Here is a 19,195-nt window from a genome sequence, read left to right as displayed (position 1 = left end):
GCCCGATAGCATGATGATTCCCTCACCTTGGCGTGCCGATTTCCCGGCCATCGCCGCCCTGCAACGGCAGGACCAGACCTATCTGGACAATGCCGCCACCACTCAGAAACCCCAGGCCCTGCTCGACGCGCTGGCGCATTACTACGCCAATGGCGCGGCCAACGTCCATCGTGCGCAACACCTGCCTGGCGCCCATGCCACGCAAGCGTTCGAAGGCAGCCGCAGCAAAGTGGCCCACTGGCTCAACGTCGGCCACTGCGGGCAAATCATCTTCACCCACGGCGCGACCTCCGCGCTGAATCTCCTGGCCTATGGCCTGGAACACCTTTTCCACCCGGGCGATGAAATTGTCATCAGCGCCCTGGAGCACCACGCCAACTTGCTGCCCTGGCAGCAACTGGCAAAACGCCGCGAGCTGACGCTGGTGGTCTTACCCCTGGACGCCGACGGCCTGATCGATCTCAATGCCGCCGCTGGCTTGATCGGCCCACGCACCCGGTTGCTGGCGGTCAGTCAACTGTCCAACGTCCTGGGTGCCTGGCAGCCATTGCCTCAGTTGCTGGCGCTGGCCAAGGCGCAAAACGCCTTGACCGTGGTCGACGGCGCCCAGGGCGTGGTTCACGGTCGCCACGACGTCCAGGCGCTGGGTTGTGATTTCTACGTGTTCTCCAGCCACAAACTCTACGGGCCCGATGGCCTGGGCGTGGTCTTTGGCCGCAATGAGGCCCTGGAGCATCTGCGCCCCTGGCAGTTCGGCGGTGAGATGGTGCTGGATGCCAACTACCACGACGCCCGCTTTCGCCCGGCACCGCTGGGTTTTGAAGCCGGCACCCCGCCGATTGCCAGCGTGATCGGCTTGGGCGCGACTCTCGACTACCTGGCCGGGCTGGATCAGGACGCCGTGTCCGCCCATGAAGCGGCGCTGCATGATTACCTGATCAAGGGTTTACAGGCGCGCAATGGCATTCGCCTGCTGGGCAAGCCACAACTGGCCCTGGCCAGCTTTGTGGTGGAAGGGGTCCACAACTCGGATCTGGCACACCTGTTGACCGAACAGGGCATTGCCGTGCGTGCCGGTCACCACTGCGCCATGCCGCTGCTCAAAAGCTATGAACTGGCCGGGGCAATCCGGGTTTCACTGGCGCTGTACAACGACTCTGAAGATCTGGAGCGTTTCTTCGAAGCCCTTGATCAAGCCCTGGAGCTGTTGCGATGAGCCTGCCAGCCGACGCGGTTACCGCGCTGCAAGTCTTTCAAACCGCCGCCGGATGGGAGCAGCGTGCACGCTTGCTGATGCAATGGGGCGATCGCCTGCCAGCCTTGAGCGATACCGACCAATCCGAGGCCAACCGCGTACACGGTTGCGAAAGTCAGGTCTGGCTGGTGGGGGCGCTGCACGACGGCCATTGGCAGTTCGTCGCCAACAGCGATGCGCGATTGATTCGTGGCCTGGTGGCGTTGCTGCTGGCGCGGGTCAATGGCTTGTCCGCGCAAGAGTTGCAGCAGGTGGATTTGCCGGACTGGTTTAATCAGTTGGGCTTGTCGCGACAACTCTCGTCGTCACGCAGCAATGGCCTGAATGCGGTGTTGCAGCGAATGCGCGAATTATCCGCCTGACCCTGTGAAGAGGGAGCCGTCTTATTGCTCGGGCTTAATCTTGTCCGCCGGGCGTCGGACCCCGGCGACGATCTTGTCCACCGCCTTGGTCGCGGCAACCATGCCAAAGGTCGCCGTCACCATCATTACCGCGCCAAACCCGCCCGCGCAGTCCAACTTCACGCCATCGCCGACAAAACTTTTCTGCAAGCAAATGCTGCCATCGGGTTTCGGGTAGCGCAGTTGCTCCGTGGAAAATACGCACGGCACGCTGTAGTGACGGGTCACGGTGCGGGAGAAATTGTAATCGCGACGCAGGGTGGAACGCACTTTCGAGGCCAGCGGGTCGTTGAAGGTCCGGTTCAGGTCACACACCTGAATCAGCGTCGGGTCGATCTGCCCGCCTGCGCCACCGGTGGTGATGATCTGGATCTTGCGGCGCTTGCACCAGGCGATCAATGCGGCCTTGGCATTGACGCTGTCGATGCAGTCGATCACACAATCGATGTTCGGCGTGATGTACTCGGCCATGGTCTCGCGCGTCACGAAGTCCGGTACCGCGTGTACCGTGCAGTCCGGGTTGATCCCCCGCAGACGCTCGGCCATCACCTCGACCTTGGGTTTGCCGACGGTGCTGTCCAGTGCGTGCAACTGGCGATTGACATTGCTGACGCAAACGTCGTCCAGGTCGAACAGCGAAATCTCGCCCACGCCACAACGGGCAATGGCTTCCGCCGCCCAGGAACCGACACCGCCGACGCCCACAATCGCCACATGGGCGGCGCGCAAACGCCCCAGGCCTTCAATGCCATACAAGCGGGCAATGCCAGCAAACCGCGGATCTTCTGTACTCATGACCACTACCCTAAAAACCGGCGCGCATTATAGGGCTACACGGCGGTAAGTTTTAAGCTACACGCTACAAGTGAAAGAACTTAAGTCAAAGTAAATTGCCTAACGTCCGGCATATCCCCGCCCGCTGTACGGTCTGGGAACACCCGGTGTAGGATGCGCGCCCCTCGGCGGCGGCCGACCGTTCCTTCGTTCCACAGCCTTTGGAACCCGAAATAGCTATGTCATCGCGTAAATTTGGACTCAACCTGGTGGTAGTGCTGGCGATTGCCGCGCTGTTCACCGGTTTCTGGGCGCTGATCAACCGCCCGGTCACAACCCCCAACTGGCCAGAGCAGATCTCCGGTTTTTCTTACTCGCCGTTCCAGCAAGGCCAGTTCCCACAGAAAAACCAGTTCCCGTCCGATGAGGAAATGCGTCGTGACCTGGAGATCATGAGCAAACTGACCGACAACATCCGGATCTATTCGGTCGACGGCACCCTGGGCGACATTCCCAAGCTGGCGGAAGAGTTCGGCTTGCGCGTGACCCTCGGAATCTGGATCAGCCCGGACCAGGAGCGCAACGAACGCGAAATCCAGCGCGCCATCGAGATCGCCAACAACTCGCGCAGCGTGGTTCGCGTGGTCGTGGGTAACGAAGCGATCTTCCGCAAGGAAATCACCGCCGAACAGCTGAGCGTGCTTCTCGATCGTGTACGCGCCGCGGTCAAGGTCCCGGTCACCACGTCCGAACAGTGGCACGTGTGGGAAGAAAACCCGATGCTGGCCAAGCACGTCGACCTGATCGCCGCCCACGTCCTGCCCTACTGGGAGTTCGTCCCGATGGACCAGGCCGGCCAGTTCGTCCTGGACCGCGCCCGCGACCTGAAGAAAATGTTCCCGAAAAAGCCGCTCTTGCTCTCGGAAGTGGGCTGGCCGAGCAACGGCCGCATGCGCGGTGGCGCGGACGCGACCCCGGCCGACCAGGCCATTTACCTGCGCACACTGGTGAACAAGCTCAACCGCCAGGGCTTCAACTACTTTGTGATCGAGGCCTTTGACCAGCCCTGGAAAGTCAGCGACGAAGGTTCGGTCGGTGCCTATTGGGGCGTGTTCAACGCGGCGCGCCAGCAGAAGTTCAACTTCGAAGGCCCGGTGGTGGCAATCCCGCAATGGCGCGTGCTGGCCATCGGCTCCGTGGTGCTGGCGCTGTTGTCGCTGACCCTGCTGATGATCGACGGCTCGGCGCTGCGCCAGCGTGGCCGCACCTTCCTGACCTTCACCGCCTTCCTCTGCGGGTCGGTGCTGGTCTGGATCGGCTACGACTACAGCCAGCAATACAGCACCTGGTTCAGCCTGACGGTAGGATTCCTGCTCGCCCTCGGTGCCCTCGGAGTGTTTATCGTGTTGCTGACCGAGGCCCACGAGCTGGCCGAAGCGGTGTGGATTCACAAGCGCCGGCGCGAGTTCCTGCCGGTAGTGGGCGATTCGACCTATCGGCCAAAAGTCTCGATTCACGTGCCGTGCTACAACGAGCCGCCGGAGATGGTCAAACAGACCCTCAACGCCCTGGCCAACCTCGACTATCCGGACTTTGAAGTCCTGATCATCGACAACAACACCAAGGACCCGGCGGTCTGGGAGCCGGTGCAGGCCTATTGCGAAACCCTCGGCCCGCGCTTCAAGTTCTTCCACGTCGCGCCACTGGCCGGTTTCAAGGGCGGTGCGCTGAACTACCTGATCCCGCACACCGCCAAGGACGCCGAAGTGATCGCGGTCATCGACTCGGACTACTGCGTTCATCCGAACTGGCTCAAACACATGGTGCCGCACTTCGCCGATCCGAAAATCGCCGTGGTGCAGTCGCCGCAGGATTACCGCGACCAGAACGAAAGCACCTTCAAGAAGCTGTGCTATGCCGAGTACAAAGGCTTCTTCCACATTGGCATGGTGACCCGCAACGACCGCGACGCGATCATTCAGCACGGCACCATGACCATGACCCGTCGCTCCGTGCTCGAAGAGCTTGGCTGGGCGGACTGGTGCATCTGTGAAGACGCCGAGTTGGGGCTGCGGGTGTTCGAGAAAGGTTTGTCGGCGGCGTACTACCACGACAGCTATGGCAAGGGCTTGATGCCCGATACCTTTATCGACTTCAAGAAACAGCGTTTCCGTTGGGCCTACGGCGCCATCCAGATCATCAAGCGGCACACCGCCAGCCTGATCCGTGGCAAAGACACCAAACTGACCCGCGGCCAGCGTTACCACTTCCTGGCAGGCTGGCTGCCGTGGGTGGCCGACGGCATGAACATCTTCTTCACCGTGGGCGCCTTGCTGTGGTCCGCGGCGATGATTATCGTGCCGCACCGGGTGGATCCACCGCTGCTGATTTTCGCGATCCCGCCCCTGGCGTTGTTCGTGTTCAAGGTCGGCAAGATCATCTTCCTCTACCGTCGTGCGGTGGGGGTTAACCTCAAGGACGCGTTCTGCGCGGCACTGGCGGGCCTGGCGTTGTCCCACACCATTGCCAAAGCGGTGCTGTACGGCTTCTTCACCAGCAACATTCCGTTCATCCGCACCCCGAAAAATGCCGACAGCCACGGCTTTTGGCTAGCCATTTCGGAAGCCCGTGAAGAGATGTTCATCATGTTTCTGTTATGGGGCGCGGCGCTGGGGATTTTCCTGGTGCAAGGCCTGCCGAGCAACGACATGCGTTTCTGGGTGACCATGCTGCTGGTGCAGTCGCTGCCTTATGTGGCGGCGCTGATCATGGCGTTCCTGTCGTCGCTGCCAAAACCTGTGGCCGAGGCCGAAACGCTACCCGCGGTCTAAATCGCTACCGATGCACTAAACGGCGGCCAATGGTCGCCGTTTTGCTTTAAGATAACCGCCATTTTGCGGGGCGTGGCTCAAGGGCCAAACCCAATACCTGTAGGAGCGAGCTTGCTCGCGAGAAACGTAAGGGCAACGCGGTTATCTAGATCGCACGCGTTATCGTTGACGTTCATCGCGAGCAAGCTCGCTCCTACACATTGACAGCTTCCGGAGTTCTACATGACGGCCCACGCCGACCTTTCGCCGACCCTCCAGCTCGCCATCGACCTGATCCGCCGTCCGTCCGTGACGCCGGTGGACGCTGATTGCCAGAAGCAGATGATGCAGCGCCTGGGCGATGCCGGTTTCAACCTGGAACCCATGCGCATCGAAGACGTGGATAACTTCTGGGCTACCCACGGCACGCACGAAGGTCCGGTACTGTGCTTCGCCGGTCACACCGATGTGGTCCCGACCGGCCCGGTGGCGGCCTGGCAGATCGATCCGTTCGATGCGGTGATCGATGAGCACGGCATGCTCTGCGGCCGTGGCGCGGCTGACATGAAAGGCAGCCTGGCGGCCATGACCGTGGCGGCCGAGCGTTTTGTCGCCGACTACCCGGACCACAAGGGCAAGGTGGCGTTCCTGATCACCAGCGACGAAGAAGGCCCGGCACATCACGGCACCAAAGCGGTGATCGAGCGCCTGGCTGCGCGCAAGGAACGCCTGGACTGGTGCATCGTCGGCGAGCCGTCGAGCACCACCCTGGTGGGTGACGTAGTCAAGAACGGCCGCCGCGGCTCCCTGGGCGCCAAGCTCACGGTGCGCGGCGTGCAAGGTCACGTGGCCTACCCGCACCTGGCAAAGAACCCGATCCACCTCGCCGCCCCGGCCCTGGCCGAACTGGCCGCCGAGCATTGGGACAACGGCAATGCGTTCTTCCCGCCCACCAGTTTCCAGATCTCCAACGTCAATTCCGGTACCGGCGCCACCAACGTTATCCCGGGCGACCTGGTCGCGGTGTTCAACTTCCGCTTCTCTACCGAGTCGACCGTTGAGGGCCTGCAACAGCGCGTGGCCGATATCCTCGACAAACACGACCTGGACTGGCACATCGACTGGGCACTGTCCGGCCTGCCGTTCCTCACCGAACCGGGCGCGCTGCTCGACGCCGTGTCGGCCAGCATCAAGGCCATCACCGGCCGTGAAACCCTGGCCTCCACCAGTGGCGGCACCTCGGACGGGCGTTTCATCGCCACCATGGGCACCCAGGTGGTCGAGCTGGGCCCGGTCAACGCAACGATCCACCAGGTCAACGAGCGGGTCCTGGCCAGCGATCTCGATGTGCTGACCGAAATCTACTACCAGACCCTGATCAAGTTGCTCGCCTGATGCTTGCCTGCCCTATCTGCAGCGCGCCGCTGAACGCGGTCGACAATGGCGTGGCGTGCCCCGCCGGGCATCGCTTCGACCGTGCCCGCCAGGGTTACCTGAACCTGTTGCCGGTGCAGCACAAGAACAGCCGCGACCCAGGCGACAACCAGGCCATGGTCGAGGCCCGTCGCGACTTTCTGAACGCCGGGCACTATGCCCCGGTGGCCAGGCGCCTGGCGGAACTGGCCGCGGAACGCGCGCCACAACGCTGGCTGGACATCGGTTGTGGCGAGGGTTACTACACCGCGCAAATCGCCGAGGCCCTGCCCGATGCCGATGGCTATGCGCTGGACATCTCCCGCGAAGCGGTCAAGCGTGCCTGCAAGCGCAACCCGGCACTGACCTGGTTGATTGCCAGCATGGCCCGGGTGCCGCTGGCCGACGCCAGCTGCCAGTTCCTGGCCAGTGTGTTCAGCCCCCTCGACTGGCTGGAGGCCAAGCGCCTGCTCAGCCCTGGCGGCGGTTTGATGAAAGTCGGCCCGACCAGCGGTCACTTGATGGAATTGCGCGAGCGCCTGTACGACGAAGTGCGCGAGTACACCGACGACAAGCACCTGGCCCTGGTACCCGAGGGCATGTCGCTGCAACACAGCGAAACCCTGGAATTCAAGCTGACCCTGAGCAACCCTCAGGATCGTGCCAATCTGCTAGCCATGACCCCCCATGGCTGGCGCGCCAGCGCCGAACGCCGGGCAGCCGTTATCGAACAGGCCGAGCCATTCGAGGTCAGTGTATCGATGCGCTACGATTACTTCGTTCTGCAGTAATTGCTTGAGAGCAACCCTTTAACTTTTGGCCTTGGGCAGCAGCTTGAGGCCGGCTAAATCCGCGAATGGATTTTTCGAAACCCGCAGTGAGGAACATCCATGCGCCAACCCGATATCGAGATTTACCTCAAAGACGCCGACGTCGACCACAAGGCCATCTCGGCCTGGCTGGGCGCGGCGTTGGGCCCTTGCACCGACTGGGTTCAAAAAGGCCAGACCTACAAGTGCAAGGCCGGCAACGTGCCGGTCACCTGGCTGCCGAAAGCGGTGGGCAAATGGAACAGCCTGTACCTGGAAAGCGACCAGACTCCATGGGACGACGACATCGCCTGCGCCCGCGCCGCGTTTGCCGCGCTGAACGTTGAAGTGCGCTGTGCACCGGGTACCTGGGTCGAGGAAGAGGGTGAAGAGTCCGCCGATCGCTGGATTCGCATCAGCGTCGACGGTGAAGAAGAGATCACCTGGAAAACGGCTTGAGCTAAAAGCTGCAAGCTGCAAGCTGCAAGCTAAACCGCTTGTAGCTTGCAGCTTGGTCTTACAGGCCGACTACGTCTTCTGCCTGCAAACCTTTCTGCCCGTCCACCACGGCGTACTCAACCTGCTGGCCCTCGGCCAACGAGCGGTGGCCTTCGCCACGGATTGCGCGGTAGTGCACGAACACATCCGCCCCGCCTTCACGCTGAATGAAGCCGTAACCCTTAGCGTCGTTGAACCACTTCACGTTGCCGGTCTCGCGCGTTGCCATCTATCGGTACTCCCTTTTTATTATTGGTCGGCCTGTTCACAGACACGCCGTCTGAGCCAGTGCGCACACTCGACTGACTGTCAAAAACAGGGTCGATAGTGGCAAACGGCCGGCCGAGTATATGACAGCGGTAAAAACTCTCAACTCAAGATTACTTCGGTGCTTTTTTGCCGATTTTCGACGAATACGTCACACTACCGCTCCCGAGCACTTGCTCGGTTTTTTTTCAACTAAAGCAGCAAGCCTATGACCCGTTCCCCGTTCCGCCGTCTTGTGTTTGGCGCCTTGCGCCGACTGTTGTACCTCTGGGTTCGCTCGGAGACGATCAACCAGTCGTCCTTTACCCTCAACCTCGACCGCAGTCGTCCGGTGTTCTACGTCCTGCAAAATCCCTCGTTGACCGACCTGGCCGTGCTCGACACCGAGTGCACCAAGGCCGGTTTGCCACGTCCGGTGCTGCCGGTGTCGGTGGGTAACCTGCTGGAGCCAGCGGCGTTCTTCTACCTGACACCCGCACCCGACTGGCTCGGTCGCCAGGACAAGCGCGGCGCGCCGCCGACCCTGACCCGACTGGTCAGTGCCCTGAGCCAGAATGCCGCCGAAGACGCGCAAATCATCCCCGTCAGCGTGTTCTGGGGCCAATCGCCAGACAGCGAATCGAGCCCGTGGAAACTGCTGTTTGCCGACAGCTGGGCGGTGACCGGACGCCTGCGTCGACTGCTGAGCATCATGATTCTGGGGCGCAAGACCCGCGTGCAATTCTCCGCCCCCATCCACCTGCGCGAGCTGATCGAGCACGACAAGGGCCACGAGCGCACCGTGCGCATGGCCCAGCGCATCCTGCGGGTGCACTTTCGCAACCTGAAAGCGGCGGTCATCGGCCCGGACATTTCCCACCGCCGCAACCTGGTCAAGGGCCTGCTCAATCAGCCGCTGGTCAAGCAAGCGATCCTCGATGAAGCCGAGCGCGAGAACATTTCGCCGGAAAAAGCCAAGGCCCAGGCACTGCGCTACGGCAACGAGATCGCCTCGGACTACACCTTCACCGCCATCCGCTTCCTGGAAGTGGTGCTGAGCTGGTTCTGGAACAAGATCTACGACGGCATCAAGGTCAACCACATCGAAGGCGTGCAGCAGGTCGCCCCGGGTCACGAAGTGATCTACGTACCCTGCCACCGCAGCCACATCGACTACCTGCTGCTGTCCTACCTGCTGTTTCGCAACGGACTGACCCCGCCGCACATCGCCGCCGGGATCAACCTCAACATGCCGGTGATCGGCAGCCTGCTGCGGCGTGGCGGCGCCTTCTTCATGCGCCGCACATTCAAGGGCAACCCGCTCTACACCTCGGTGTTCAATGAGTACCTGCACACCCTGTTTACCAAGGGCTTCCCGGTGGAGTACTTCGTCGAGGGTGGCCGTTCGCGCACCGGGCGCATGCTGCAACCGAAAACCGGGATGCTGGCGATCACCTTGCGCAGCTTCCTGCGCTCCTCTCGCATGCCGATCGTCTTCGTCCCGGTGTACATCGGTTACGAACGTGTCCTGGAGGGCCGCACCTACCTGGGTGAATTGCGCGGCGCGAGCAAGAAGAAAGAATCGATTTTCGACATCTTCAAAGTCATCGGTGCGCTGAAACAACGTTTCGGCCAGGTGGCGGTGAACTTCGGCGAGCCGATCAAGCTGGCCGAGTTCCTCGACAGCGAGCAACCGGATTGGCGCTCCCAGGAACTGGGGCCGCAGTACAGGCCTGCCTGGCTCAACGAAACCACCAATCGCCTCGGCGAACGGGTCGCCCGGCACTTGAATGAGGCGGCTGCGATCAACCCGGTGAACCTGGTCGCGCTGGCCTTGTTGTCCACCAGCCGCCTGGCGCTGGATGATCGCGCCATGGCGCGGGTGCTGGATCTGTACCTGGCATTGCTGCGACGCGTCCCTTACTCGCCGCATACCACGCTGCCAGAGGGCGACGGCCGTGCACTGATCGAACACGTCAAGGACATGGACCTGCTCTGCGAGCAAAGCGATGCGCTGGGCAAAATCCTCTATCTGGATGAGCAAAACGCCGTCCTGATGACCTACTACCGCAACAACGTCCTGCACATTTTCGCCTTGCCTGCCTTGCTCGCCAGTTTCTTCCAGAGCAGCTCGCGCATGAGCCGCGAACAGATCCTGCGGTACACCCGCGCGCTGTACCCGTACCTGCAATCAGAGCTGTTCATTCGTTGGTCGCTGGACGAACTGGACGCCGTGATCGACCAATGGCTCGAGGCGTTCGTCGAGCAAGGCCTGTTGCGCGTCGAGAACAACCTGTACCTGCGCCCGGCGCCAAGCTCACGGCATTTCGTGCTGCTGACCCTGCTGTCCAGGAGCATCGCGCAGACCCTGCAGCGTTTCTACATGGCCATCTCGTTGCTGCTCAACAGCGGCCAGAACACCCTCAGCGCCGAAGAGCTGGAAGACCTGTGCACGGTCATGGCCCAGCGCCTGTCGATCCTGCATGGCCTGAACGCCCCGGAGTTCTTCGACAAGAGCCTGTTCCGCCACTTCATCCAGACCCTGCTGGACCTGGAGGTACTGCGTCGCGACGAGGCCGGCAAGCTGAGCCATCACGAACTGCTCGGTGAACTGGCCGAAGGCGCTGCCAAGCGGGTGTTGCCAGCGGAGATTCGCTTGTCGATCCGTCAGGTGGCACTGCATCGCAGTGAGGATGCCGCTGAGCAGAACAGCGCCGCCCTTCAGTAAGCACCTGAACGCCGTCTTCTATGCTTCAACCGGTTCAATTCTGGAAGACGGCGTTTTAATTAGTTGGACCCTCTTTAATTAAGCACGCCCTGCACTCAACACTTCGCTTTCATGGCCAGGGACGCCCGTCATTGGGTCTCTCTCCCAGGGAACTGGTCCTGCGGCCAGTACCGCTACAGGCTCCCGTATTCGGCAGTTGAAGGCAAAACACCCTGGGGCAATGCCCGGCATAAAATCCGCTAGACTCCCGAGGGGCGCCGGCCTGCTGCTGGCGTCTCCTCGATACGGAGATCCACAATGAAGAGAAACACGCTTGCCCTGCTCGCTGCCGCCACCCTGCTGACGGCCTGCCAAAGCCCGTCACCGGCGCCTAAAGCAACCCTGGACGGCGAAGTCTTCTACTTGCAACGCATGGCACTGCCACCGACAGCAATCTTGAGTGTCAGCCTGCAGGACGTGACACTGGCCGATGCTCCGGCAAAGACCCTTGACGAGCAAAGAGGCCCGATCAAAGGCCAGGTACCCTTGGCCTTCCACCTCAGCTACGACCCGATGCAGGTCGAGCCCACCCACCGTTACTCGGTGAACGCCCGCATTGAGGTCGATGGCAAACTGATGTTCATCACCACTGAGAATCATGCCGTGCGACTGGACGGAAGCGATCCGCAGCCCGTAAAGGTTCGCGTCGACGCGGTTCGTTGAGAGGGATTACCGAACAAGGACGCTGCCAGGCAGCGTCCTGTCTTTCTCGAATCAAGCATCCAGCTCATCTCAGAAACGCCATCAACTGAGAGATAACGCTCGAAACGACGAACCCTTGTCTCAGAAAGCATGATCTCGCAAACCATGGACACTGAAACACGCCGGGATCCACTGAGTCAGTACGGTCGGACCAATACAGGCGTCGATCGCTCCCACGCTGAGCGCAGGAGCGATCATCAAACAGGTTCTTTCTTGACCCTGAACCACGCCGCATACAACGCCGGCAGAAACAGCAACGTCAACGCGGTCGCCACGATCAAGCCGCCCATGATTGCCACGGCCATCGGCCCGAAGAACACACTGCGCGACAGCGGGATCATCGCCAATACGGCAGCCAGGGCGGTGAGCACGATTGGCCGGAAGCGTCGCACCGTGGCTTCGATGATCGCCTGCCAGGGTTTGAGCCCGGCGAGGATGTCCTGCTCGATCTGGTCCACCAGGATCACCGAGTTGCGCATGATCATCCCCGACAGGGCAATGGTACCGAGCATGGCCACGAACCCGAACGGCTGACGGAATACCAGCAGGAACAGGGTGACGCCAATCAGCCCCAGCGGCGCGGTCAAAAACACCATCGCCGTGCGCGAGAAGCTGCGCAGTTGTACCATCAGCAAGGTCAGCACCACGACGATGAACAACGGCACACCGGCCTTCACCGAGTTCTGTCCGCGAGCCGAGTCTTCCACCGTACCACCCACGTCCAGCAAGTAGCCGTCCGGCAATTCAGCGCGAATCGGCTCGAGGGTCGGCAGAATCTGTTTGACCAGGGTCGCCGGTTGCTCCTTGCCATAGATATCGGCGCGAATCGTCACGTTCGGCAAACGGTTACGGTGCCAGATGACGCCCTCTTCAAAGCCGTACTCCAGGGTCGCCACCTGGGACAACGCCACACTCTTGCCGTTGTCGGTCGGCACCGCCAGGCTCGACAACTGCGACAGTTCGGTGCGTTCGTGCACGGTGCCGCGCAAGAGGATTTCGATCAACTCGTTGTCTTCACGGTACTGGCTGACGCTGGAGCCGGTCAGCGAGCTCTGCAAAAACCTCGACAGGTTCACGGTGCTCACGCCCAGGGCCCGTGCACGGTCCTGATCGACATTCAGGTACACCACCTTGCTGGGTTCTTCCCAGTCCAGGTGCACGTTGACCACATGGGGGTTCTCGCGCACCTTGGCGGCGACTTTACGGGCCAGGGCGCGGACTTCTTCAATGTGCTCGCCGGTCACCCGGAACTGCACCGGATACCCCACGGGCGGGCCGTTTTCCAGGCGCGTGACCCGCGAGCGCAACGCCGGAAATTGTTCGTTGAGGGTTTCGATCAGCCAGCTGCGCAGGCTTTCACGCTCCTCGATGGTGTCCGCCAGGACAACAAACTGAGCAAAACTGGCCGCCGGCAGCTGTTGATCCAGTGGCAGGTAAAAACGTGGCGAACCGGTGCCGATGTACGCCACATAGTTTTCAATACCGGCGTGCTCCTTGAGCATTGTTTCCAGGCGCTTCACCTCACCGGCGGTATTGCTCAACGAAGCGCCTTCCGCCAGCTTCAGGTCAACCATCAGTTCCAGGCGGCCCGAGGCCGGAAAGAACTGCTGCGGCACGAAACGGAACAGCACTACCGAAGCCAGGAACAGCAGGATGGTCAACGCAATCACGGTTTTACGCCGGCGCACACACCACTCCACCAGACGCCGCACCCGTTGATAAAAAGGCGTTCCATAAGGATCCGGCTGACCGGCACCGTGCTTGGCCGCGTGGAGCCTGGCCAGGTCCGGCAGCAGCTTTTCCCCCAGATAGGGTACAAACACCACAGCGGCGATCCATGAGGCCAGCAACGCGATCGTCACGACCTGGAAGATCGAACGGGTGTACTCGCCCGTGCTCGATTGCGCGGTGGCGATCGGCAGGAAACCCGCGGCGGTGATCAGGGTACCGGTGAGCATCGGGAATGCCGTACTGGTCCAGGCATAACTGGCAGCCTTGACCCGGTCGAAGCCCTGCTCCATTTTGATCGCCATCATTTCCACGGCAATGATCGCGTCATCCACCAGCAAGCCCAGAGCCAGTACCAACGCTCCCAGGGAAATCTTGTGCAGGCCAATGCCCAGGTAATACATGCAGGCAAAGGTCATGGCCAATACCAGCGGTATTGCCAAGGCGACCACCATGCCGGTGCGCACACCCAGGGAAAAAAAGCTCACCAGCAACACAATCGCCAACGCCTCGACCAGTACCTGGACGAACTCGCCGACGCTGGTTTTTACCGCCGCCGGCTGGTCAGACACCTTGCGCAGCTGCATGCCCGCCGGCAGGTTGTCCTGGATCCGCTTGAACTCGCGCTCCAACGCACTGCCCAGCACCAGAATATCGCCGCCGTCCTTCATGGCCACGGCCAGGCCGATCGCATCCTCGCCCATGAAGCGCATGCGCGGTGCCGGTGGATCGTTGAAACCACGGTGCACGTCCGCCACATCACCGATACGGAAAGTTCGATCACCGACGCGAATCGGGAAACCGCGAATCTGCTCGACCGTCTGGAAGTTGCCCGTCACCCGCAACTGCAATCGCTCACTGGTGGTTTCGAAGAACCCGGCGTTGGACACCGCGTTCTGCTCCTCCAGTGCTTGCTGCACAGCCGCCAATGGCAAGCCCAGCGTGGCCAGTTTGAGGTTGGACAGCTCGATCCAGATTTTCTCGTCCTGCAGCCCGAGCAGGTCGACCTTGCCCACATCCTTGACCCGTTGCAGCTGGATCTGGATGCGGTCCGCGTAGTCCTTGAGTACCGCGTAGTCGAAACCTTCCCCCGTCAGCGCGTAAATATTGCCGAAGGTGGTACCAAATTCGTCGTTGAAGAATGGCCCCTGGATACCCGGTGGCAAGGTCGGGCGAATATCGCCGACCTTTTTGCGGACCTGATACCAGAGTTCCGGAATGTCCACCGAATGCATCGAGTCCCGGGCAATGAACGTCACCTGGGATTCACCGGGGCGGGAGAACGACACGATCCGTTCATACTCGCCGGTTTCCATCAGTTTCTTTTCGATACGTTCGGTGACCTGCCGCGAGACTTCCTGGGCTGTCGCACCCGGCCACTTGGTCTGGATCACCATGGCCTTGAAGGTGAACGGCGGGTCCTCGCTCTGGCCCAGCTTGGTGTAGGACAAGGTGCCGACAACCGCCAGCAGGATCATCAGAAACAGTACGATCTGGCGATTACGCAGCGCCCATTCGGATAGATTGAAACCCATCGGGGATTACTCCTTGACCGCCAGATTGACCACGCGGTTGGAACGATCCACCGGCCGCACTGGCTGGCCGTCGTGGAGCACATGGACACCGGCCGCCACCACCCAGTCGCTGGCCGTCAGGCCTTCAAGCACCGGTACACTTTTCTCACCGAAGGCCCCGACACGAACCGGCGCCTTGCGCAGGGTGCTGTCGGCGTTCACCACCCAGACGTAGGTCGCACCGTTTTCCGCGGTGAGCGCCGAGAGCGGCACCGAGAGCGGCACCACGTCAGTGGTTTGAATGAATACCCGAGCGCTTTGACCGAGCTCGGCCGCCACCTTGCCGGCAGTGAAGGCGATGCGTGCGGCAAAGGTGCGTGACTTGGGATCAGCGGCTGGCGACAACTCGCGGATGCTGCCGGCAAAGCGTTGCCCCGGCTGGCTCCACAGTTCAACGGTGACCGGCTGGCCAATCTTGAACCGGCCAAACCCTTGCTCCGGCAGGCTGATCAAGACTTCACGCTCGCCGTCGGTGGCCAGGGTGAACACGGTTTGCCCCGCAGCCACGACCTGGCCCACTTCCACGGCACGCTTGGCCACCACCCCGTCACGTGGCGCGCGCAGGACGGCGTAGCTGGCCTGATTGTTGGCGACATCGAACTCGGCCTTGATCTGCTTGAGACGTGCTTCACCGGATCGGTAGAGATTTTCCGCGTTGTCGTACTGCGAGCGGCTGACCAACTGACGCTCCATCAGGGTCTTGTAGCGATCACGCTCGGTGCGCACCAGGTTCAGATTGGCAGTGGCCGCCGCCACTTGGGCACGGGTTGCTTCCAACTGCAGCCGTACATCCTCGGGATCGAGTTCGGCCAGCGCCTGATTGGCTTTGACCCGCTCCCCCTCCTCGACCAGTCGTCGGCTGACTTTGCCGCCAATGCGAAAAGCCAGGTCCGGCTCATAGCGTGCGCGGACTTCGCCAGGATAGCTGTCCATCGCCTGTGCGGAGGGCTCTGGCTGAACCACCATGGCCGGGCGAACGGCGACTTGCACCGGTTCTTCGTGACCACACGCAGCCAACAAAAACGCCAGGCTGGCTGGCAACACGAGAGGCAAGGCATAGCGGAACATGGCGAAGGACCTTTCGCTAATGGTGCTTGGAATAATTATACTGACCAGTATGTTATTAATAGCAAACTCACCAGTCCAGTATTAAAGCGAAGAATGCCCAAGAATCTTTCTGTACCCAACGGCCCTGGCCGCCCAAAGGATCCCGCCAAGCGCGAGGCCATCCTGGGAGCCGCCAAACGCCTGTTTCTGAGCAATGGTTACGCGAACACCAGCATGGACGCGGTGGCGGCTGAGGCCGGGGTTTCGAAGTTGACCGTCTACAGCCACTTCACAGATAAGGAGACGCTGTTCTCCTCGGCCGTCATGGCCAAGTGCGAAGAACAATTGCCTACCCTGTTTTTCGAACTGCCCGACGAGATGCCGATCGAGAGCGTGCTGTTGAACATCGCCCGGGGCTTTCATCTGCTGATCAACAGCGATGAATCGGTGAACCTGCACCGCCTGATGATCACGCTGGGCAGCCAGGACCCGAAGCTGGCGCAGATCTTCTTCGAAGCCGGTCCGCAACGGATGGTGCACGGCATGGAACGCTTGCTGAGCAAGGTCGACCAATCGGGCACCCTGCGCATCGACAAACCGCGCCACGCCGCCGAGCATTTTTTCTGCCTGCTCAAGGGCGCGGGTAATTTCCGCCTGCTCTACGGCTGCGGCGAGCCCTTGACCGGCGACACCGCCGAAGCCCATGTGCGGGAAGTGGTTGGATTGTTCATGCGGGCGTATCAGCCGGGGAACACTACAAGCCGCTAGGTGCTAGCGGCTTGTAACATCACTGCCCGCCGATTGCCGCTTAAGCCTTGAGCGCTTTCTTCGGATAGATGTCATAACGACTGGACTTGCCATCCAGCGCATGGCTCGGCTTGGGCCCTTCAATGCACGGGGCCTTGCGTGGGCGCTTGACCACGACCCGGTGGCTGGCCAGCGCCAGGGCGGCTTCGAGCAGGGCTGGCGCATCCGGGTCGTCGCCCACCAGCGGGCGGAACAGGCGCATTTCCTTCTTGACCAGCGCCGTCTTCTCCCGATGAGGAAACATCGGGTCAAGGTAGATGACCTGTGGCGGCTCACCCTCCCAATTGCGCATCAACTCAATCGAATTACCCTTGAGCAAATGCATGCGCGCCACAATCGGCGCTACCTCAAAATCTTCGGCCGCGCGTGCCAGACCGTCTTCGAGCAAAGCCCCGATCAACGGCTGACGCTCGATCAGGCTCATCTCACAGCCCAGGCTCGCCAGTACGAAGCCATCCTTGCCCAAGCCTGCCGTGGCATCCAGCACTCTGGGGCGCACGCCTTGGGCGACGCCAACCGCCTTGGCAATCATCTGTCCACTGCCGCCGCCATACAACCGGCGATGGGCCGCGCCGCCCTCAACGAAATCCACCCGCACCGGTCCTGGCGCATCCGGCCCCAGCTGCTGCAGCTGTAAACCCTGCTCACCCACTTGCAGGGCAAACTCGGCATCGTCCAGCAGCAGCGGCAAATTCAATCGCTCGGCCCAGAGCCGGGCTTGCGCCTGAAACCCATCGGCCAGGGCCTCGACTTTGATGCGGCTGGCCGCAGGTTGCTCACTCATCAGAAAACACACTCGAAAAATTAATGATCGGCAAAAACGGCCGATAACCAAACTATCGAGCATTTTGCCAGAGCTGAGCGTCAACCGAGAGAAATGTCAGACATTCAACGCGTACCCGCAGGCTTTATTACGCCTTACCGCGATTACAGCCAACACAACACCCAGACACTGAGCGGTGTCAGTCACCTGTGGCAGGATTTCTTTGCCCAGGCGCTGGCCGATCAGTCGGGTGACGGGCTACCCGCTACTGACGCATACCAACCCTTTGTCATCGACAGCCCGGACGAACCCGCAGGCGGTTCCGACCTGCTGGACAAGATCGTCACGCAACGCGCCTGCGATGTCGTGGACACCGAGATTCGCCCGCCGGAGCCGCTGTTCCTGCCCATCGCCGAATTCGACATGGAGCTGGCCGACAAACCGGCCCCGCCGTTCCCGCCTGAAGAGATCGTTGCCCAGCAATCGCAGCAGGAATTCGACAACAAATGGGTACGCCCACTGGTGCTCACGGCTGGCCAGCCATTGCCTGAACCGGGCCCGGCGCCGGCACCTCGCTCGCTATTCCTGCCGATTGCCGAGTTCGAACTCGAACTGCTGCCGCCTCCTGCGCAGCCCTTCGCGCCTGAAGAACTGCTGGAGCAACAGCAACAATTCGATTTCGACAGCCGCTGGGCGCGCCCGATCGTCCTGCACAACCTGCGCATCGCCGCCTGAGCCGGGCAAGGCACGCTCCTGCCCCGCCTGGCCACGACGCCTCTCAGCCCTTGAACAATTGATTGGCCTGCGAATACGGCATGGTCCGTTCGGTGAAGGTAAAGGTCCCCTGATCGTGAACCTCCCGGGCTGCCCGGTAGAACTCACCGTAAGCCGCCAGGGCCAGGGCCGAGCCAACGCTGATGCGCTTGACCCCCATGTCACTGAGCTGCGCCACACTCAACTTCAGGCCACCGGACATCAGCACATTGACCGGCTTCGGCGCCACCGCACGTACCACCGCCAACACCTCTTCGGCCGTGCGCAGGCCCGGTGCGTACAGCACATCGGCACCGGCTTCGGCGAAGGCCTGCAAGCGGCGAATGGTATCGGCCAAATCCGGATTGCCGTGCAGGTAGTTTTCGGCACGGGCCGTGAGGGTGAACGGGAATGGCAGGCTGCGCGCGGCCGCTACCGCCGCGTCAATCCGCGCCACCGCATGCTCGAAGCAGTAGATAGGGCCGTCTTCGCGACCGGTCGCATCCTCGATCGAGCCGCCGACGGCGCCGGCACTGGCGGCGCCCAGCACGCTTTGTGCAGACTGCTGCGGGTCGTCGGCAAAGCCGTTCTCCAGATCGACCGCCACTGGAAGATCGGTGGCCGCGACAATTGCCCGGACGTTGGCCAGGGTGTCCTCGAGTTTCAACGCGCCGTCCGGACGACCCATCGAAAAGGCATAACCGGCACTGGTGGTCGCCAGCGCCTGATAGCCCAGGCTAGCCAGCATTTTTGCCGAACCAGCGTCCCACGGGTTGGGGATCACAAAGGCCCCGGCACCTTCGTGCAAGGCCTTGAACGCTTGAGCTCTAAGGGTTTGCGCATCCATT

General features: G+C 61.5%; 16 protein-coding genes. 10 read left to right on the top strand and 6 right to left on the bottom strand.

The window, feature by feature from the left end:
* The first annotated feature begins 10 nt into the window (after window positions 1-10).
* Together CKW07_RS19050 and CKW07_RS19045 are read left to right on the top strand one after the other, a co-directional pair.
* The gene (locus CKW07_RS19050; RefSeq protein ID WP_095146529.1) at window positions 11-1,216 is read left to right on the top strand and encodes an aminotransferase class V-fold PLP-dependent enzyme; all 1,206 of its coding nucleotides are present in this window, start codon (window positions 11-13) and stop codon (window positions 1,214-1,216) included.
* A complete protein-coding gene (locus CKW07_RS19045) occupies window positions 1,213-1,617 on the top strand; it encodes a SufE family protein (protein WP_095146528.1) in 405 nt (134 codons plus the stop codon). The genes CKW07_RS19050 and CKW07_RS19045 overlap by 4 nt, the downstream gene beginning before the upstream one ends.
* Window positions 1,618-1,638: 21 nt before the next feature.
* Here CKW07_RS19045 and tcdA read toward each other — a convergent pair whose 3' ends face one another.
* Entirely contained in the window at window positions 1,639-2,451 is an 813-nt protein-coding gene (gene tcdA / locus CKW07_RS19040) for a tRNA cyclic N6-threonylcarbamoyladenosine(37) synthase TcdA (RefSeq protein WP_176465340.1), read from the bottom strand.
* A 218-nt stretch (window positions 2,452-2,669) separates the two neighbouring features.
* On the opposite strand from tcdA, the gene CKW07_RS19035 reads away from it, so the two are divergent.
* The 4 genes from CKW07_RS19035 to CKW07_RS19020 all read left to right on the top strand — a co-directional run bounded on the left by CKW07_RS19035 (window position 2,670) and on the right by CKW07_RS19020 (window position 7,921).
* Window positions 2,670-5,261 (top strand): glycosyltransferase, encoded by a 2,592-nt coding sequence (locus tag CKW07_RS19035; protein WP_095146526.1) that lies wholly within the window; start codon window positions 2,670-2,672, stop codon window positions 5,259-5,261.
* Window positions 5,262-5,483: 222 nt separating this feature from the next.
* Window positions 5,484-6,635, top strand: a complete 1,152-nt coding sequence (gene dapE, locus CKW07_RS19030) for a succinyl-diaminopimelate desuccinylase (RefSeq protein WP_095146525.1) — start codon at window positions 5,484-5,486, stop codon at window positions 6,633-6,635.
* Window positions 6,635-7,444: a putative RNA methyltransferase gene (locus tag CKW07_RS19025; RefSeq protein WP_095146524.1), complete on the top strand. Its 810-nt coding sequence runs from the start codon at window positions 6,635-6,637 to the stop codon at window positions 7,442-7,444. Before dapE ends, CKW07_RS19025 begins: the two co-directional genes overlap by 1 nt.
* 99 nt (window positions 7,445-7,543) lie before the next feature.
* Complete coding sequence (locus CKW07_RS19020; RefSeq protein WP_095077496.1) at window positions 7,544-7,921, top strand: hypothetical protein; 378 nt, start codon at window positions 7,544-7,546, stop codon at window positions 7,919-7,921.
* A 58-nt stretch (window positions 7,922-7,979) separates the two neighbouring features.
* Here CKW07_RS19020 and CKW07_RS19015 read toward each other — a convergent pair whose 3' ends face one another.
* A complete protein-coding gene (locus tag CKW07_RS19015; RefSeq protein WP_019692071.1) occupies window positions 7,980-8,189 on the bottom strand; it encodes a cold-shock protein in 210 nt (69 codons plus the stop codon).
* Between the two features lie 246 nt (window positions 8,190-8,435).
* On the opposite strand from CKW07_RS19015, the gene plsB reads away from it, so the two are divergent.
* On the top strand, window positions 8,436-10,934 hold the full coding sequence (gene plsB, locus CKW07_RS19010) for a glycerol-3-phosphate 1-O-acyltransferase PlsB (RefSeq protein WP_095146523.1): 2,499 nt from the start codon (window positions 8,436-8,438) through the stop codon (window positions 10,932-10,934).
* Between the two features lie 297 nt (window positions 10,935-11,231).
* Window positions 11,232-11,636, top strand: a complete 405-nt coding sequence (locus CKW07_RS19005) for a YbaY family lipoprotein (protein WP_095146522.1) — start codon at window positions 11,232-11,234, stop codon at window positions 11,634-11,636.
* A gap of 236 nt (window positions 11,637-11,872) precedes the next feature.
* Here the strand turns inward: CKW07_RS19005 and CKW07_RS19000 are convergent, their stop codons facing one another.
* Both CKW07_RS19000 and CKW07_RS18995 read right to left on the bottom strand, forming a co-directional pair.
* Window positions 11,873-14,938 carry an efflux RND transporter permease subunit gene (locus tag CKW07_RS19000; RefSeq protein WP_095146521.1) on the bottom strand — a complete coding sequence of 1,022 codons (3,066 nt, stop codon included), beginning with the start codon at window positions 14,936-14,938 and terminating at the stop codon, window positions 11,873-11,875.
* Window positions 14,939-14,944: 6 nt separating this feature from the next.
* Window positions 14,945-16,045 carry an efflux RND transporter periplasmic adaptor subunit gene (locus tag CKW07_RS18995; protein ID WP_095146520.1) on the bottom strand — a complete coding sequence of 367 codons (1,101 nt, stop codon included), beginning with the start codon at window positions 16,043-16,045 and terminating at the stop codon, window positions 14,945-14,947.
* Between the two features lie 93 nt (window positions 16,046-16,138).
* Here CKW07_RS18995 and CKW07_RS18990 point away from each other — a divergent pair, with 93 nt between their 5' ends.
* Window positions 16,139-16,792: a TetR/AcrR family transcriptional regulator gene (locus CKW07_RS18990; protein ID WP_095146519.1), complete on the top strand. Its 654-nt coding sequence runs from the start codon at window positions 16,139-16,141 to the stop codon at window positions 16,790-16,792.
* A 40-nt stretch (window positions 16,793-16,832) separates the two neighbouring features.
* On the opposite strand, the gene CKW07_RS18985 is transcribed toward CKW07_RS18990, so the two are convergent.
* Entirely contained in the window at window positions 16,833-17,615 is a 783-nt protein-coding gene (locus tag CKW07_RS18985; RefSeq protein ID WP_095146518.1) for a class I SAM-dependent methyltransferase, read from the bottom strand.
* Window positions 17,616-17,708: 93 nt separating this feature from the next.
* On the opposite strand from CKW07_RS18985, the gene CKW07_RS18980 reads away from it, so the two are divergent.
* A complete protein-coding gene (locus CKW07_RS18980; RefSeq protein ID WP_095146517.1) occupies window positions 17,709-18,329 on the top strand; it encodes an energy transducer TonB in 621 nt (206 codons plus the stop codon).
* 43 nt (window positions 18,330-18,372) lie between these two features.
* Here the strand turns inward: CKW07_RS18980 and CKW07_RS18975 are convergent, their stop codons facing one another.
* Window positions 18,373-19,194, bottom strand: coding sequence for an isocitrate lyase/phosphoenolpyruvate mutase family protein (locus CKW07_RS18975; protein WP_095146516.1), 822 nt, complete (start codon window positions 19,192-19,194; stop codon window positions 18,373-18,375).
* Window position 19,195 lies beyond the last annotated feature (1 nt).

It is taken from the genome of Pseudomonas sp. Irchel s3b6, assembly GCF_900187415.1.
In the GTDB taxonomy this organism is placed as follows: Bacteria; Pseudomonadota; Gammaproteobacteria; order Pseudomonadales; family Pseudomonadaceae; genus Aquipseudomonas.
Note: the sequence above shows the minus strand (reverse complement) of the source record. Positions and strands in the feature narration are given on the sequence as shown.